The following is a 15,989-nucleotide window of genomic DNA, read 5'->3' on the forward strand; positions in this document are numbered from 1 at the left end:
GCACGGCTCCGCACGGGCGGCGTGCCGTCGGCGCGGTCGACGACGAGAGGCGGAGAGCTTCGATGACCAGAGGAAGAGCCGGACGAGGGGCGACGCTGCTTTCGGCCGGCCTCGTGCTGGCGCTGCTGCCCGGGGGGCCCGCGGCCGCCAAGGACGCCGGGACCGCGGGGGACGCAGGCGCCCCCGCCGCGACGCGGACCGCGGACGCCGCCCGCACCGTCACTCTCGTCACCGGCGACAAGGTCACCGTCACCGGCCTTGGCGGCGGCCGGCAGACCGTCACCGTCGAGCGGCCGGCGGGCGCGACGGGTGCCGTGCGCACCCAGGTCGCCGACGGCACCGTCACCGTGACACCGGACGAGGCGCTGCCGTACCTGCGGGCGGGCACCCTGGACCGGCGGCTGTTCGACGTGAGCGGGCTGATACGGCAGGGGTTCGGCGACCGGCGGGCCGGCGCACTGCCGCTCATCGTGACGTACGACGAGGACACCCGGGTGGTGACCCCGCGCGGCGCCGACCGGACCCGGGCGCTGCCCAGCATCCGCGCGCTCGCCGTCGACGCCGCCAAGGGGCGGACCTTCTGGCGGGCCCTGACCCGGCAGCAGGGCGTCGGCAAGGTGTGGCTCGACGGGCGCGTCCGGGCCGACATGGCCGAGAGCAACGCGCAGATCGGCACGCCGAAGGCCTGGGAGGCCGGCCTCACGGGCAAGGGCGTCACCGTCGCCGTCCTCGACACGGGCGTCGACACCGGCCACCCCGACCTGGCCGGACGGGTCGCCGAGGCCCGGAGCTTCATCGAGGGGGAGGAGGTCGCCGACCGCAACGGGCACGGCACGCACGTCACGTCGACCGTCGGCGGCAGCGGCGCCGCCTCCGACGGCGGGGAGCGGGGCGTCGCACCGGACGCCGTCCTCGCCGTCGGCAAGGTGCTCGGCGACCAAGGGGCCGGCAGCGAGTCGCAGATCATCGCCGGGATGGAGTGGGCGGCGCGGGACGTGGGCGCCGACGTGGTGTCCATGAGCCTCGGGTCGTCCGAACCGAGCGACGGCACCGACCCGATGGCGGCGGCCGTCGACGCCCTCTCCAAGGAGACCGGCGCGCTGTTCGTCGTCGCCGCGGGCAACACCGGAGCCCCGTCGTCGATCGGCTCGCCCGGCGCCGCGGACTCCGCGCTGACCGTCGGCGCGGTCGACTCCGCCGACGAGGCCGCGTACTTCACCAGCGCGGGACCCCGCTTCGGCGACAACGCCCTCAAGCCGGACCTGTCCGCGCCGGGTGTCGGCATCCTCGCCGCCCGCTCCTCCCTCACCGAGGGCAGCGGCGCCTACACCTCCATGAGCGGTACGTCGATGGCGACCCCGCATGTCGCGGGCGTCGCCGCGCTCCTCGCCCAGGCGCACCCCGACTGGACCGGCGCCCGGCTCAAGGACGCGCTCATGTCGACGTCCGCGCCCCTCGAAGCGTCCGCCTACGTGCTCGGCGCGGGACGGGTGGACGTGCCGGACGCGGTGACGGCGGAGATCACCGCCACCGGCAGCGCCGACCTCGGGTACTACGGCTGGCCGTACGACGCGAACCAGCCGGTGCACAGGACGATCACCTACTCCAACTCCTCGGACGAAGCGGTCGAGTTGACCCTCGCCGTGCGGGGCGCTGCGGACGGTGTCGCCACCCTCGCCGACTCCGCGCTCACCGTGCCCGCGCACGGGACCGCGTCCACCACCCTCACGGGCGACGGGGCGAGGGCGCCGGTCGGGAACACCTCCGGGCAGGTCGTGGCGAGCGCGGGCGGCGAACCGGTCGCCCACACCGTGTTCGGGCTGGTCAAGGAGGAGGAGCGGTACACCCTCACCGTGCACGTCAAGGACCGCGACGGGGCCCCGACGGCCGCCGACCTGACGGTGCAGCGACTCGCTCGGGACACCGACCCGTCGCCGGCGGCGGTCGGTGACTCCGGGACGCTGGAGCTGCGCCTGAAGCCGGGCACGTACAGTCTGACCTCCTTCCTCGACGTGCGCGGCAGCCACGGCCGCGACTCCCTCGGACTCGGCTTCCTCGCCGCACCCGGGATCACCCTCGACCGCGACCGCGAAGTCACCCTGGACGGGCGGGCGTTGCGGGAGATCGAGGCGAAGGTCGACCGGCGCACCGAGACCCGGCAGCTCCTGATGGAGTACGACCGCAGCGGGGGCGGCTCGGACCTGTTCGGCGCCGTGCAGGTGCCCGTCACCTACGACAGCGTCTTCGCGGCGCCCACCGGGAAGGTCACCGAGGGCGGCTTCGAGTACCGGACCGTGTGGCGGCTCGGGAAACCCCTGCTGGAGGTCGAGGGGATCGGCGAGGCCGTCGTCCAGCCGGGCGGCACGCTGACCGAGGGCCGCAGCAGGCTGCCGCTCGTCGACGCGGGAACCTTCACGGGCGGCGTCCTCACCGGCGTCCGCGGCAAGGCCGTCCTCGCACGGAAGGCCGCCGGGACCGAACCCGCGGCGCTCGCCGCCGCGGCCCAGGACGCCGGCGCCGCGGCCCTCTTCGTGACGGACGACGCGCCCGGCCGGCTCAGCGCCTGGTTCGGCACGGACGACAACGCCAACCGGCCGCTCCAGATCGCCACCGTGAACGCGGCCGACGCGGCCCGGCTGCGCGCGGCGGGGCGGGTCGACATGACCGGCACGCGCAACACGCCCTACGTGTACGACCTGTCCGAGGGACATCGCGGCGCCGTCCCCCGCGGGGACCTGACGTACGCTCCCGGCCGGAGCGAACTCGCGGTCCTGGACGCCCGGTTCCACGCGGTGAAGCCGGCGGGCGGCGGCGAGTTCCGCTACTCGCTCACCGACACCTTCCCCGTCGGCATCGGCTTCCGGGAGCGGATCGACCTCCCCGCCGAGCGCACGGACTACGTCTCCACCGCGACCGGCCAGCAGTGGCAGGAGTCGGTGACGACGGCGGACGGCGCGCTGGAGGAGCGCAGCGGAGTGCTCCGCCACCGGGGCGGGACGCACACCGTGCTCGACTGGTTCAAGCCCGTCTGGCACCCGTGGCTCGGCACCGGACTCGGCTGGGGCCAGCAGCGCGCGGGCAGCCAGCTGCAGTTCAACACCCCGGGCTGGGGCGACTCCGGGCCCGACCACACCGGCTTCGGCGACGCGTGGAGCGAGGGCAACGGCATGACCCAGGTCACCGAGGTCCACCAGGACGGCGTCCTCGTCGACCGGCGGACCGGCTCCGGCACGTACGTCTGGGACGCGCCAGCCGACGAACACGGCTACCGGGTCGTCACGACCACGGCCCTCGACGCGGACCGCTGGAAGCTGTCGACGAGGGGCCGCTCCGAGTGGACCTTCAGGTCGGCGGCCACCCCCGAGGACCGCTGGACCCTGCTGCCCCTGCTCAACCTCGGCTACGACCTCGACACCGACCTCGCGGGCGACGTCCGCGGCGGCCGGGTGCCGGTCGGCATCCACGCCGAGTACGTCGCCGGGGCGGCCGGCTCCGGCAGCATCGGCGGCGGGAAGCTGGAGGTGTCGTACGACGACGGCAGGACGTGGCGGGCGGTGCGGCTCTCCGGGAGCGCGGGGGCCTCGCGGGGCACGCTGACCGTGCCCCGCGACGCCCGGTACATCTCGCTGCGCGCCTCGGCGCACGACGACCGGGGCGGCTCGGTGCACCAGGAGATCATCAGGGCGGTGGGGGTGCAGTAGCGCCGGTGGCCATTCCCGTCGTCGGGCCGGGACCGGACGGGAACGGTCGGACGGACCCCGGATTCTTCGCGCTCACGATGCCGCGGACGACCCCCAGGGCGACCAGGTCCTGGGGGCGTACGCGGAGCTGGCCGGCCGTCGCGCGCACCTGGTCCGGGGGGCGCTTGAGGATCGCGGCGGCCAGTTCCGGGGCGATGACCGAGAAGTAACTGTCCGGCGCCGCCCACGTGTTGCCGGGCGCCGCCAGGGCGAGAGCGCCCCCGGAACCGCCCTCGCCGACGACGACGGTGGTGACCGGGGTGCGGGCGCCGGCGACCGCGGCGAAGACGTCGGCGATCGCGGCCCCCGCACCCTGCCGCTCGGCGTCCGCGTCGTTCGCGGCGCCCGGCGTGTCCACCAGCGTCAGGACGGGGATGCCGAGCCGGCCCGCGAGGCGGATCAGCCGGGCGGCGGTGCGGTACCCCGCGGGACGGGTCGCCGTCCCGCACTGGGCGGCGTACGCGACCGTCCGTCCCCCGTGCTCGCCGAACCCGCACCGCATCCCGTCGTCGGTGCCGCCGCACCGGTCGCCGCCGAGCGCCGCGCGCCGGGTGAAATAGGCGTCCAAGTAGGCCTCGGCGCGCGGCCGTTCGGGGGAACGGGCGCGCAGGACGGCGTCCCAGCCGGTGGCCGGGAGTTCGCCGGGGGCGGCCGGGGACGGCGCCGGCGGGGCGGGCTCCTTCGACGGCGAGGCCAGCAGCGAGAGCCACGTGGCCAGCGTCCCGCTCAGGTCCTCGGGCCGTACGACGGCGTCGACCGCGCCCGCCGCCAGCTGCGCCTCGGCCGTGTACGCCGCCGGATCCGCGTCCGGCGGACGCACCCGGGAGCCCGCGAACCCCACCTGGGCGCCGGGCAGCGCGAGGATCACGTCGGCGCCGGCCCCCAGCGTCGCCCAGCCGCCGCCCGTCGTCGGATCCCGTACCACCGCCAGCTGCGGCAGCCCCGCGTCCCGTGTGAGCGCCGACTGCCGTGCCACCCGCTGGAGCTGGGTGAGGGCGAGCATGCCCTCCTGCATCCGGCTGCCGCCGGTCGCGACGAGCGAGACGACCGGAAGACCGTGCGCGCGGGCGTGGACGTGCGCCGCCTCCAGCCGGTCGCCGGTGCGCTCGCCCAGCGAGCCGCCGAGGAACCCGAACTCGAAGGAGACGAACACGGCGTCGGTGCCGCCGACGCTCGCGTGCCCGACGACGACGGACTCCGTCTCACCGGTGCGCTCGGCGGCCCGGGCGCGTGCGGCGCCGTAACCCTGCCACCCCAGCGGGCCGTCGGGCGCGAACTCCCCCTCAGGAACGTCCAGTTCGGTGAAGGCGGCGCCGCCGGTGGCCAGGGCGAGGGCCTCGCGGGCCGAGGGGCGGTCAGTCACGCGTCAGCGCCCGCTTCATGATCTTGCCCATGTCGTTGCGGGGCAGCGAGTCCAGGAAGCGCACGGCGCGCGGGCGCTTGTGCGGGGCGAGCCGGCCTGCCACGTGGTCCGCCAGCTCGGTTTCCAGGGTGGGCCCCGCGGGGCCTTCGGGCACCACCCAGGCCACGATCCGCTCGCCCAGGTCGGCGTCGGGCTCGCCGGTGACCGCGGCCTCGCGTACGGCCGGGTGTTCCAGCAGCGCGTTCTCGATCTCGCCCGCACCGATCTTGTAACCGCCGCTCTTGATCAGGTCGGTGGCCTTGCGGCCGACGATGCGGACGTAGCCGTCGGGGTCGCGCACCGCCATGTCGCCGGTGCGGAACCAGCCGTCCTCGGTGAACGCGGCGGCGTGCGCGTCGGGCCGGTTCAGGTACGCGGAGAACAGGTTGGGCCCCCGCACCTGGATCTCGCCGATGCGCTCCCCGTCCGTCGAGCCGACGGGCGTCCCGTCGCTGTCGTAGCCGCCGATGACGGTGCCGTCCTCCTCGACGAGCCGCACGTCGACGCCGGGCAGCGGCACCCCGACCGTGCCCGCCCTGGCCTCTCCGTCCGCCCGCACACTCGTGATCATCAGTGTCTCCGTCATGCCGTACCGCTCGATCACCCGGCGCCCGGTGGCGGCCGCGATGCGTTCGTGGTCGTGCACGGGCAGCGCGGCGGAGCCGGACACCAGCAGCCGGGCCCGGCCGAGCGCCCCGGCGAGCGCGGGGTCGCCGGGAAGCGCCTCCGCGATCCGGTGGTACATCGTCGGCACCCCGAACAGCATCGTCGCGCCGTCACCCAGCTCGCGCGCCACGCCCTCCGTGCTGAAACGGCCCAGGTGGCGCACGGAACCACCGCGGCGCAGCGGTCCGAGGACGCCCAGGACCAGTCCGTGCACATGGAAGAGCGGCAGCCCGTGCACCAGTACGTCGTCGCCGGTCCACTGCCAGGCGTCGGCCAGCGCGTCCAGCGTCGAGGCGACCGCGCGGCGCGGGATCACGGCACCCTTGGGCGGGCCGGTGGTGCCCGAGGTGTAGACGACGAGGGCGGGCGCCGAGGGATCCGCGTCCACGGGCGGTCCGGCCGCGCCGGTGCCCGATGCGCCGACGTCCACCCGCGCCAGGGCGCCCAGCGCGGGCGGCAGCCGGTCGCCCCCTGCGGCCAGCACCGCCGACGGGGCGCTGTCGGCCAGGATGTGCCCCAGCTCGCCCTCCCCGGACTTCGGGTTGAGCGGCACGACGGGCACACCGGCCTGGAGGGCGGCCACGACGGCGACCGCGGTCTCCAGGGCAGGCGTCGCCCACACGGCGACCCGGCCGGCGTCACGGATCCGCGGGGCCAGGGCGTCCGCCGCGGCGGCGAGCTGCGCGTACGTCAGGGCACGGTCGCCGAAGCGCAGCGCGGGCCGTGCGGCGGCCGAGCCGCCCGTCAGGGCCGGAAAGAGGGAGGACACGCGGCGTACTCCTAGGTCGCAGGGGCTCGTCTTCGTGCTCGTTCCTACACCAGGGCCAGTGAGATCCGCCGGAGTACCAGGTTGATGCCGACGATCTCGACGCTGAGTTCGTCGCCCGCGCGGGGCGGTCCTGGCAGACCGGCGAGCGCGTCGTTGTGCACCAGTCCCCGCAGGCCGTCGGCGACCTCGACGAACACCCCGAACGGGGCGACCTGGGTGACGGTCCCGCGCACCACCCGCCCGAGCCCGTCCCGGCCGAGCGCGGCCATCGGGTCAGGCTGGAGCGCCTTGAGGGAGAGCTGCACCTGCTGCCGCTCCGCGTCGATGTCCAGCACCTGGGCGGTCACCTCCTGTCCGACCCGCACCACCTCGTCGACGGAGTCGATGTGCCGCCAGGTCAGTTCGGGAATGCGGACGAACCCCTCGATGCCGTCGAGGTCGACGAACACGCCGAAGCGGGGGGTGTGCGTGACGACGCCGCGGCAGATCTGGCCGCGTTCCAGCGCGTGCAGGCGGTCGGCGGCCGGCGGTCTGCGGGTGCCGACCACCGTGCACAGGTCCTCGGCCAGCCGGACCTCCGTCGCGTGCAGCAGCGGGTGGTTCAGCCAGTGCAGCCGGGCCCGGTCGAGGACGCCGTGGTGCAGGGGCGGCCAGCTCGTGGCCGGCGTGAAGTCGTCGACGACGATCGTGCCGCCGGGGGACAGGAGGGGGAACAGGCCCGCCGTGCCGTCGTCGTGCGTCTTGCCGTGCCCGCCGCCGTCCAGGACCAGCAGGTCGTACGGGCCGTGCTCGCCGATCCGCTGCCACCGGCCGTGGACGATCCGCACCTCGGGCCGGCCGGCGAAGACCTCGGCGGCGACCCGGGCCCGCTCGGCGTCCCGTTCCACGCTGAACAGCTCGACTCCCGCCCGCGCCCCCGACGCCAGCCACGCCATGCCCACCCCGCAGCCCGTGCCCGTCTCCCCGATGCGGCTCCGGGCGCCGCTCGCCAGCAGCTGGAGCAGCCGCCCCTGTTCGGGCCGGCAGGAGTGCGTGAAGCCATGGCGCCGCGCGGCGGCGACGGCACGCCCGACGAGCGGGGGCAGGGGCTCAGCGAAGTGGTCGTACGCGTCCGTTCCTGAGATCGCCATGGAGTCGATCGTGCCCCTTCAAAGGCCGTCCCGCCTCGCCCGGGAGAGTGATCGCGCCACCCGCCGAGGACCGTCCCGGCCCGTTTCACCGCGGTGGGCCGCCGGAGACCCGGTGCGTCCGCCGGGGCGGCACGTGCCCGTTCCGGCCATGTCCGGCACGTGATCGTCACGGGAAACGTGGCGCGGGCCGGACGGTGCCCGTAGTCTCGGCGTTCAAAGACACTTGACGGGTCAACTGCCGGGAGCCCATGAGTGAGTGAGTCCCTGCCGTCCCCTCCCGGGACGCCGGAGCGCCACGGCGTGCCCGGACGGGCGGCCGTCCCCGGGCCCGACGGGACGCCGAGCCGCGAGGAGGGGCGACGGTGAGACTCCCCAGCGGACGACGGGAGTTCGCCGCCCGGGTCCGCAGGGCTGCGGGCGCGGTCACCGCGCTGTTCCCGCCCAGGGCCGACTCCGAGATGCGCGCCCTGGCGGCGGAGCTCACCCGTGCGCTGCGCGGCCGGCTCCAACCACCGGTCGACGTGCGGGAGCTGGCCCGCGCCCTGTGCGCGGAGATGAGCCGGCGGCGTGACGGGCGTCCCGTCGAGCTGCGCTTCGAGCGCTTTCCCGACGAGATCGAGGTCACCGGCCTCTGGCTGCAGTTCCAGGACTTCGACCTCGTGATCGTCGAGGAGCGCGCCGAGACGGTGCAGCAACTGGTGATTTTGGGCCATGAGTTGTGGCATCTGAAGGAGGGGCACCACGACCACCACGTGGTCGGCGCCGCCGCCGCGGCACGTGCCCTGTCCGGTGAACCCGGCCGGATCGCGCCGCCCGACACGCCCGGCCGCCCCGACGGGCCCGCGTCGCCCGGCCGCCCCGCGTCGCCCGGCCGCCCCGAGGGACCCACGTCGCCCGGGACCGTCGGCACCCCCCGGGTGCGGGCCGTGCCCGGCACCCCCGGCTGGCCGGGGATCGCCCTCACCGTCGCCGCCCGCAACGGCTCCCACGAGGCCGAGGAGGCGGAGGCCGAGGAGTTCGGCCTGCACCTGGCCAGCGCCTTCCGGTCCTGGGTGACCCGCCCCGGCACCACAGGACCCGCGGCCGGCAGCCCCATCCAGGCGTCCCTGGGCTACCGCGACCCGAGGACCGAGCGGCGATGAGCCCGGCCGGCTTCTTCGACGGGATGTACATCTCGTTCTGGATCCCGCTGGCCGTCCTGGCCCTCACCCTCGCCATCAGGCTGCCCAGCATCATCAAGCTCTGGCAGGACCCGCTGCTGCGGGCCGTCGGCGGCCTGCTCCTGCTCGCCTGCGCGGTCTTCGTCTTCGCCGCGCCGCCGACCATCGCCTGGACCAACCGCGTCACCGGCGTACCGAACATCTCTGCGCCCCTGGTCTACACCCTGCTCACCGCGTTCTGCGGCTCCTGCCTGCTGCTGACCCTGGCCTGGCGCAACGGCCTGTCCGGGCACTCGCCGACGACCCGGCGGACCACCGGACGCGTCGTCACCGTCTACACGGCCGTGATCGTCGCGCTGTGGGCGCTGTTCGCGCTCGCCGACGTCCCCGTCGAGCGGGTGCGGGACCTCGACACGTACTACGCCACCACGGCCTTCATGCGCGAGGAGATCCTGCTCTACCTGCTCGCGCACACCGCCGCCTGCCTCATCACCTACCGGGTGATCCGGAACTGGATCCGCGCCGGCGGACTCGACGGATGGCTGCGCGCCGGCCTGCGGTTCATGGGCGTCGGCTACGCCATGAACCTGCTCTACGACGGCGCGAAGCTGTCCGCCGTGCTCGCCCGGTGGACCGGCCGCGACCTGGACTGGCTGAGCACGGACCTGGCACCCCCCGTCGCCTGTGTCTCCGCGGTCCTGATCGCGGCGGGCTTCGTGCTGCCCCACAGCGGCCAGTACCTCCAGCGCCGCACGCGCACCCGGCTCAGCCACTGGCGCCTGCGGCCCCTGTACCGGCTGCTGCGGACCGTCACCGGCGGGCGCGTCGCGTTCAAGCTGCGGGCCACGCCCGAACTGCGCCTGACGCGCCGCGAGACGTTCATCCGGGACGCGCTGCTCCACCTCGCCCGGTACCTGGACGAGGACCTGCGCCGCCGCGCCCTCGACGCGGCGCTCCACCAGGGCTTCGGGGCGGCCGAGGCGCGGCTCCTCGCCCATGTCGTGACGGTCCAGGACGCCGTCGGGGCCGGGAGACGCGCGCCCGCCGACGACGTCGGGCGCTCCCTCGGCAGCCCCGACGTCGAGGAGCTGCTGGCGGAGATCGAGGCCGTGTCCCGGACCCTGCGCAGGACGGACGACGTCCGGGCGGTCCGCGAGCACGCGAACGGCGCGAGGGCGGGTGTGCCGGCCTCCTGACCGGAGGGCACCCGGGGGCGGAGCGACAACCGCCGGTTTCCGCTGACGGGGACCTTGTTAGCCTGCGGCTCGTCCGCCGGAACACTCGAGGATGGAGCCGCCGTGGCCCGCAACACAGTCCGTGCCCGTGTCGCACTCGTCACCTACCGGCTCGGCGAGGTGGGCATCGTGGACCGGGACCTGCCCGCGCTCCAGGAGGCCCTGGAGGACGCCGGGGCGCAGGCCGTCGTCGCGTACTGGGACGACCCGGAGGTCGACTGGGCCGCCTTCGACCTCGTCCTGATCCGGTCCACCTGGGACTACAGCCGGCGCGTGGCGGAGTTCGTGGCGTGGGCCGAGCTGTGCGGGAAGCTGACGCGGCTCGCCAACCCGGCGGACGTCGTGCGCTGGAACACCGACAAGCGCTACCTCGGGGACCTGGCCGCGGCGGGCGTCCCGGTGGTCCCGACCCGCTACGTCGCCCCCGGCGACACCTTCGAACTCCCCGGCGACCACGAGTTCGTGGTGAAGCCCACCACCGGCGCGGGCGCCCGCCTCGCCGCCCGCTACACCCCCGGCGAGCGGGAGACGGCCGAGCGGCAGCTCGCCCGCATGCACGCGGAGGGGCTGACCGCGATGGTGCAGCCCTACCTGCGCAACGTCGACGTCACCGGGGAGCGGGCGCTGCAGTTCTTCGGGGGGCGCTTCCTGCACGCCAGCCGCAAGGGCGCCGTCCTCGAACCCGGGGCGCCGTACGACGGAACGAAGGTGTCGCACCCCCGGCTCCAGGACTGGGAGGTGACCCCCGCCGAACTCGTCGTGGCCGAGCGGGCGCTGGCCGCCGTCCCGGACGCCGTGGCGGCGGCGGGCGGCTCCGGCGGCCCCGGCCTGCTGTACGCCCGGGTCGACCTCGTAGACGGCGACGACGGGGAGCCGCGCGTCATGGAACTGGAACTGGTCGAGCCCAACCTGTTCCTCTGGCTGCACCCGCAGTCGCTGCACGTGGTCGCCGAGGCGGTCATCCGGGCCGCTCGCTGACGGCCACCCGCTGGAGCAGCCCCCAGGTGAACTCGGCGGCGCACGGGCGCGGTACGCCCGATCCGTCCGGGGCGGTGAACGCGAGCCCCCAGCGGGTCGGCGCGCTGCCCTCCAGCGGGCGGGCCGGGGCGAAGGCGCGGGCCGCCTCGTCGACCGTGCAGGACCAGGGGCGCAGGTCGTCCAGCGTGCGCAGCTCGGGACCGGGGGCGCCGGGCGCCCGGACCAGCCACTCGTTCCAGGCCGCGCCGTTCGGGGCGAGCAGCACCTCGAAGCGCAGGTCCGGCCAGAGCGGGACGGGCCACAGCAGGGCCTCGCAGTCGAGGTCGCCGATCCGGCGCTCCTCGACGGACTCCGGGGCACCGAGGACGGAGCGGTACCGGGCGGCGGCGCCCCAGGAGCGCGGGGAGCGCAGCATCGCCTGCCAGCGGCGGTTCGCCTCGCGCAGGTCGGCGGGGGAGGCGCCCAGCTCGTGCCGGGCGTCCTCGACCAGGTCAGGGTTGTGGTCGGCCATGCGGCGCAGCAGGACCAGCTGGAAGTCGGCGGGGGTGAACGGGGTCACGGGGCGTTTGGCCGGCATGCGGTCCATCGTCGCGTACGCGGCCGCCGTCCGGACGCCGGCCGTCGGGGAGGAACAGCACCGAGTTGACGTAACGGGGCCCGCGCCACGGCAGCACCCGGCGCAGCAGGCCGTGGGAGACCACGTGCGCGGTGCGGGCCTGGTGCTCCTCCAGCGGGAAGCCGGCGAGCGGGCGCCAGGTGTCACCGGGCAGCACCCAGCCCTCGTACCCCCGCTCGGCGAGGTGGGCGACGACCGGGGCGACCGGCTGGATGCGGGCCTCCAGCTCGACGAAGAGGGCGGGCCGGTCGCGGGCCAGCAGCGTGTCCGCGCCCCGCAGCACCGCCAGTTCGCTGCCGTCCACGTCGATCTTCACGAAGCCGACGCCACGCAGATCCAGGCTGTCCAGGGTGACGCAGGGGACCTCCACGGCGCGGGCGTGGATGTCCCTGCGGACCAGCGAGGACACGCCCCGGTCACCGGCGTCGCCCGCGGGCAGCCACAGCCGGGCGGTGCCCGGCCGGTCGGCGGCGGCGGCCGTGATCACGCGGACGTTCCGGTAGCCGGCCGAGGACACCAGCCGGGCCAGGTGCGGGACCGGCTCCACGGTCACCACCCGGCGGGCCCGGCCGGACAGCCGCCGGGTCCAGGGCCCGTACCAGCCGCCGACGTCCACCGCCGTGTCGCAGTCCGCAGGACACAGCTCGGCCAGACGGGCCAGCTCGGGCTCGAAGCGGGGATAGACCAGCCGGGCGGCCGCGGCGACCAGCCGCACCGGCAGGAACGGAGCGAGCCGGGCGGCGAGCGTGGTCATCGGACCATCCGCTTGAGGAGATCCTCGTGCTCGTCCTCCGTGACCTGCTCCCCGGAGGACGGAAGCAGTTGCGGGATGCCGTCGACGACCGGGTAACGGCGGCGCAGACGCGGGTTGTAGAGCGCCTCGTCCGTCGCCGGGGCCGCCGACCCGTCCGCGGCGAGCAGATGCAGTGGCCCCTTGTCGAGCGGGCACGCCAGGATCCTCAGCAGCGGGTCGTCCGGGTTCATGGAATCAACTCCTGTGCGTCGGGGACGGGTTGGGGAGCGGTGTCGTGCTTGGGCATGACCAGCAGGACGCAGACCGCGAGCGCCGTGCCCGCCAGCCGCAGCGCGAGCCGCACCGGTTCGTGCGGCAGTGCCTCGCCGAACGCCAGCGTGCCGAGCACCGCGGTGAACAGGCTGGTCACGGTCGTGCACACCGGCACGATCAGCGAGGCACGGCAGCGCTGGAGCGCCGCCTGGGACATGATCAGGCCGAACACGCCGGTGAACAGCAGGAGATAGGGGTACGGCGAGCGCAGCAGCCCCAGGGCCGCCGAGCCGAGCCCGCGCGTGGTCAGGTAGTTCGACACGCCCTTGATCGCGAGCGAGCTGACGCCGTACAGCAGGCCGACCGCGACGCCGTACTCGACCCCCGTGGTCGGCATCCGGTGCCGGTGGCGGCTGCGCCGTTCGGCGGCGCCGTACAGCCAGATGCCCGCGGCCAGCGACGGCACGCAGACCAGCAGGATCAGCGGGGCCGGCGCGCTGCGGCCGACGGTGTCCGAGCCCTCGTTCAGCGACAGCACGACCATCAGCAGCGCGGCGAGGATCGCGCCGAGCGCGTACCGCTCCCGGCCGGTCGTCTCCTCGCCGAGCAGCCGGGCCGAGAGCAGCACCAGCAGCACGAGACCGGAGACGAAGATGCCCTGGGCGGCGGCGATCGGCAGCGTGCGGTAGACGGCCAGCTGCGCGCCGAACCCGGCGGCCAGGGACAGCGAGCCGCCGATCCACAGCGGGCTGCCGACGACCAGGCGCAGCAGGCGGGCGGGGCGGCGGACGTCCACCTCCGGCAGGGCCGCCAGTGCCCGTTTCTCCAGGACGAATCCGGTGCTGTACAGGACGTTCGCCAGCAGGGCCGCGGTTACTCCCCACCACATCGGCTACGTCCTCCGTGCGTGCAGCAGGAGGATCGAGGACGCCGAGGGGACCGCGCAGGCGAGCCGGTCCAGCGGCCGCAGCGGACGGGGTACGCCGTGGAAGGGCGCACCCCGCAGCGCCACGACGTCGAAGCCCGAAGCGGCCACGAACTCCCGCAGCGCCCGCGCCGTGTACAGCCGCAGATGGCCGACGACCTCCCGGCCGGGGCGGCCGTGGACCGCCCGCAGGCTCACCTCCGAGAACACGGGCTGCACGCCCGCCAGGAGCAGGGCGCGGTTGTACCAGGCGGCGAGGTTCGGGGTGGAGAGCATCAGGTGTCCGCCGGGGCGCAGCACCCGGCGGATCTCCTCGAGCGCGGCGTCCGGGTCGACGAGGTGCTCGATCACCTCGCTGAACAGGACCGCGTCGGCGGACCCGGCGGCGAACGGCAGCCCCCCGTCGGTGAGTTCGCCGCGCACGGCGTACGGCAGCCGGGCGTGGGCGCGCCGGAGTGCGTCCTGGGACCAGTCGACGCCCACGAGCCGGTGGCCGGCCAGCAGGGGCGCGGCGGTGGCCGCGGCGGTGCCGTCGCCGCAGCCGATGTCGAGGACGGTGCGCGCGCCCCCGGTGGCCGGCCCGAGCGCGGCGGCCAGCATGCGGGCCTGGCGCAGGCTGCGGGGCGTGCCGGAGGCGACGGGGACGGCCGGGTCCTCGTAGAAGTCCCGCAGGCCGCCGCGGGCCGGGGCGGTCGTCGTCATGTGCCCTCCTCCGTCGCGTGCAGATAGTGCTCGAAGAGGTCGCGCAGGTGGGCGCCGTCGTCGTGGCCGAGCAGGGAGCGGGACCAGCGCAGGGCGACGTGGAGGCGGCCCGCGGTGGACGCGGTCGTGACGGTCAGGCCGCGGGGCATCCGGGCCGGCGCGGAGAACCACACGGCGTGGGCGCGGCCGGCCTCCTCCCCGAAGTCCAGGGAGTACGGGATGCGGCCGATGTTGCTCAGGAGTGTGGTCGACGTCCAGGGGGCGGCCGCCCTGCGCAGCCCCCGGGTGACGGCCGCCCGCCAGGCGACGGGCACCACGGGAGCGGTCAGCAGGGCGGCGCCGTGGCCGAGTTGGGGGCGGGGGAGGGACTTGAGGGCGCGGGTGCGGTCCGCCGTGCGGCCGAGCAGTTCGCGCATCCGGACCGGGTCCAGCTCCTGCGGCGCGAACGGCACCTCCACCAGCCGGGTGCCGTTGCCGATCGGCATGTCCGTGCCGCGCGGGCGGTCGTCGACGGGCATGGTGATGCGCATCGGGCGGGGGCGGGCGCCGTGCTCCCGGTTCCAGTGGGCGATCGTCAGGGCGGTGGCGGCCATCAGCTGGTCGTTCACCGTGTAGGCGGAGCCCCGGGGCCGGCGCGGGACGCCGAGTTCGGTGACGAGCAGGCCGTTGCCGGGCTCGGGCCCGGGGGAGCCGGGGGCGACCCTGGCGGGCGGGGCCCAGCCGGAGGGAGTCTCCTGGCGGCCGGCGGGCGTGGCGTCGGGTGCGCGCACCGGCGGCGCGGCGGGGGCGTTGTCCCGGCCGCCGTACAGCTCCGCCGCGGTGGCGAGGATGCGCAGGCAGGCGGGGCCGTCCAGTGCCGTGTGGTTGATGGTGAGGAAGAGAACGGTGCCGGTGCCGGTGCTCGCGGAGCCGTCGTCCGCCTCGACGGCCTCGAGGCGGACCGGGGGCGAGGCCGACAGGGGCGGGGCGCTGCCGAGGGCACGGTCGCGGGCGTGCGCGAGGGCGTCCCGGTCCGGCGGCGGGAAGGCCACCGCGTCGACGTCCGGGTCGGCGGTCAGCTCCCACTCGTAGCGGCGCCGGTACCAGGGGCCCGCCGCCTCGCGCATCAGACTCCGCGGGTGCCGGCGCAGGGCCTCGGTGAACGCCGCCGTGAGACGGGCCCGGTCGAGCCGGCCGGGGAGGTGGACCTCGATGTGGACGGTCTCCGGCTCCTCCTCCTGATGGCAGTGCCGGGCGACCTCGTCCACCACCGGGAACGGCACGCGTACGGGAGGCCGCCGCGGGCCGTTCGTGCCGTCCCGCGCCGGATGCTCCAGGGCTGTCATGTGGCCCCGCCCTTCCCCGTGTCGTCCTGGCGGCCCGCGTCCTCGGCGGGCGTGGCCCGCGACCGCGGCTTGTGGAACCCGACGGGCGCGGTGGGCGCATCGGACCCGGTCTCCCCGGGTCCCCGCGCGGACCCGGTCTCCCCGGGTCCCCGCGCGGACCCGGTCTCCCCGGGTCCCCGCGCGGACCCGGTCTCCCCGGGTCCCCGCGCGGACCCGGTCTCCCCGGGTCCCCGTGCGGACCCGGTCTCCCCGGGTCCCCGTGCGGACCCGGTCTCCCCGGGTCCCCGTGCGGACCCGGTCTCCCCGGGTCCCCGTGCGGACCCGGTCTCCCCGGG

General features: G+C 75.6%; 13 protein-coding genes. 4 read left to right on the top strand and 9 right to left on the bottom strand.

Annotated elements, in window-relative coordinates:
* Positions 1-62: 62 nt before the first annotated feature.
* Positions 63-3,701, top strand: a complete 3,639-nt coding sequence (locus AC0ZLC_RS10745) for a S8 family serine peptidase (protein ID WP_476751678.1) — start codon at positions 63-65, stop codon at positions 3,699-3,701.
* Here AC0ZLC_RS10745 and AC0ZLC_RS10750 read toward each other — a convergent pair.
* From AC0ZLC_RS10750 to AC0ZLC_RS10760, 3 genes are read right to left on the bottom strand one after another with little or no spacing between them, the layout of a single operon-like run.
* Positions 3,679-5,103 (bottom strand): carboxyl transferase domain-containing protein, encoded by a 1,425-nt coding sequence (locus AC0ZLC_RS10750; RefSeq protein WP_476751679.1) that lies wholly within the window; start codon positions 5,101-5,103, stop codon positions 3,679-3,681. The two genes, AC0ZLC_RS10745 and AC0ZLC_RS10750, sit on opposite strands and share 23 nt — an antisense overlap.
* A complete protein-coding gene (locus AC0ZLC_RS10755; RefSeq protein WP_476751680.1) occupies positions 5,096-6,577 on the bottom strand; it encodes an acyl-CoA synthetase in 1,482 nt (493 codons plus the stop codon). The genes AC0ZLC_RS10750 and AC0ZLC_RS10755 overlap by 8 nt, the downstream gene beginning before the upstream one ends.
* A gap of 44 nt (positions 6,578-6,621) precedes the next feature.
* A complete protein-coding gene (locus tag AC0ZLC_RS10760; RefSeq protein ID WP_476751681.1) occupies positions 6,622-7,707 on the bottom strand; it encodes an O-methyltransferase in 1,086 nt (361 codons plus the stop codon).
* Between the two features lie 362 nt (positions 7,708-8,069).
* On the opposite strand from AC0ZLC_RS10760, the gene AC0ZLC_RS10765 reads away from it, so the two are divergent.
* The 3 genes from AC0ZLC_RS10765 to AC0ZLC_RS10775 all read left to right on the top strand — a co-directional run bounded on the left by AC0ZLC_RS10765 (position 8,070) and on the right by AC0ZLC_RS10775 (position 11,080).
* Positions 8,070-8,849, top strand: a complete 780-nt coding sequence (locus AC0ZLC_RS10765; RefSeq protein WP_476751682.1) for a toxin-antitoxin system, toxin component — start codon at positions 8,070-8,072, stop codon at positions 8,847-8,849.
* Positions 8,846-10,063 (top strand): MAB_1171c family putative transporter, encoded by a 1,218-nt coding sequence (locus tag AC0ZLC_RS10770; RefSeq protein ID WP_476751683.1) that lies wholly within the window; start codon positions 8,846-8,848, stop codon positions 10,061-10,063. Before AC0ZLC_RS10765 ends, AC0ZLC_RS10770 begins: the two co-directional genes overlap by 4 nt.
* 102 nt (positions 10,064-10,165) lie before the next feature.
* Positions 10,166-11,080, top strand: coding sequence for an ATP-grasp domain-containing protein (locus AC0ZLC_RS10775; protein ID WP_476751684.1), 915 nt, complete (start codon positions 10,166-10,168; stop codon positions 11,078-11,080).
* Here the strand turns inward: AC0ZLC_RS10775 and AC0ZLC_RS10780 are convergent.
* The 6 genes from AC0ZLC_RS10780 to AC0ZLC_RS10805 are packed head-to-tail and all read right to left on the bottom strand — an operon-like array spanning position 11,061 to position 15,654.
* Entirely contained in the window at positions 11,061-11,666 is a 606-nt protein-coding gene (locus AC0ZLC_RS10780) for a hypothetical protein (RefSeq protein WP_476751685.1), read from the bottom strand. The genes AC0ZLC_RS10775 and AC0ZLC_RS10780 overlap by 20 nt on opposite strands.
* Entirely contained in the window at positions 11,572-12,450 is an 879-nt protein-coding gene (locus AC0ZLC_RS10785; RefSeq protein ID WP_476751686.1) for an FkbM family methyltransferase, read from the bottom strand. The genes AC0ZLC_RS10780 and AC0ZLC_RS10785 overlap by 95 nt, the downstream gene beginning before the upstream one ends.
* Positions 12,447-12,680: a Trm112 family protein gene (locus AC0ZLC_RS10790; protein ID WP_476751687.1), complete on the bottom strand. Its 234-nt coding sequence runs from the start codon at positions 12,678-12,680 to the stop codon at positions 12,447-12,449. The genes AC0ZLC_RS10785 and AC0ZLC_RS10790 overlap by 4 nt, the downstream gene beginning before the upstream one ends.
* Positions 12,677-13,591, bottom strand: coding sequence for a hypothetical protein (locus tag AC0ZLC_RS10795; RefSeq protein WP_476751688.1), 915 nt, complete (start codon positions 13,589-13,591; stop codon positions 12,677-12,679). Before AC0ZLC_RS10795 ends, AC0ZLC_RS10790 begins: the two co-directional genes overlap by 4 nt.
* A gap of 3 nt (positions 13,592-13,594) precedes the next feature.
* Positions 13,595-14,329, bottom strand: a complete 735-nt coding sequence (locus tag AC0ZLC_RS10800; protein WP_476751689.1) for a class I SAM-dependent methyltransferase — start codon at positions 14,327-14,329, stop codon at positions 13,595-13,597.
* Positions 14,326-15,654: a condensation protein gene (locus AC0ZLC_RS10805; protein WP_476751690.1), complete on the bottom strand. Its 1,329-nt coding sequence runs from the start codon at positions 15,652-15,654 to the stop codon at positions 14,326-14,328. Before AC0ZLC_RS10805 ends, AC0ZLC_RS10800 begins: the two co-directional genes overlap by 4 nt.
* Between the last annotated feature and the right edge of the window lie 335 nt (positions 15,655-15,989).

This window comes from Streptomyces sp. GLSS-08 (assembly GCF_056387915.1).

Excerpts from the sequence above, each read along its gene's own strand:
- AC0ZLC_RS10745 (WP_476751678.1), top strand. The coding sequence starts at position 63 with ATGACCAGAGGAAGAGCCGGACGAGGGGCGACGCTGCTTTCGGCCGGC.
- AC0ZLC_RS10760 (WP_476751681.1), bottom strand. The coding sequence starts at position 7,707 with ATGGCGATCTCAGGAACGGACGCGTACGACCACTTCGCTGAGCCCCTG.
- AC0ZLC_RS10770 (WP_476751683.1), top strand. The coding sequence starts at position 8,846 with ATGAGCCCGGCCGGCTTCTTCGACGGGATGTACATCTCGTTCTGGATC.
- AC0ZLC_RS10780 (WP_476751685.1), bottom strand. The coding sequence starts at position 11,666 with ATGGACCGCATGCCGGCCAAACGCCCCGTGACCCCGTTCACCCCCGCC.
- AC0ZLC_RS10785 (WP_476751686.1), bottom strand. The coding sequence starts at position 12,450 with ATGACCACGCTCGCCGCCCGGCTCGCTCCGTTCCTGCCGGTGCGGCTG.
- AC0ZLC_RS10790 (WP_476751687.1), bottom strand. The coding sequence starts at position 12,680 with ATGAACCCGGACGACCCGCTGCTGAGGATCCTGGCGTGCCCGCTCGAC.
- AC0ZLC_RS10795 (WP_476751688.1), bottom strand. The coding sequence starts at position 13,591 with ATGTGGTGGGGAGTAACCGCGGCCCTGCTGGCGAACGTCCTGTACAGC.
- AC0ZLC_RS10800 (WP_476751689.1), bottom strand. The coding sequence starts at position 14,329 with ATGACGACGACCGCCCCGGCCCGCGGCGGCCTGCGGGACTTCTACGAG.
- AC0ZLC_RS10805 (WP_476751690.1), bottom strand. The coding sequence starts at position 15,654 with ATGACAGCCCTGGAGCATCCGGCGCGGGACGGCACGAACGGCCCGCGG.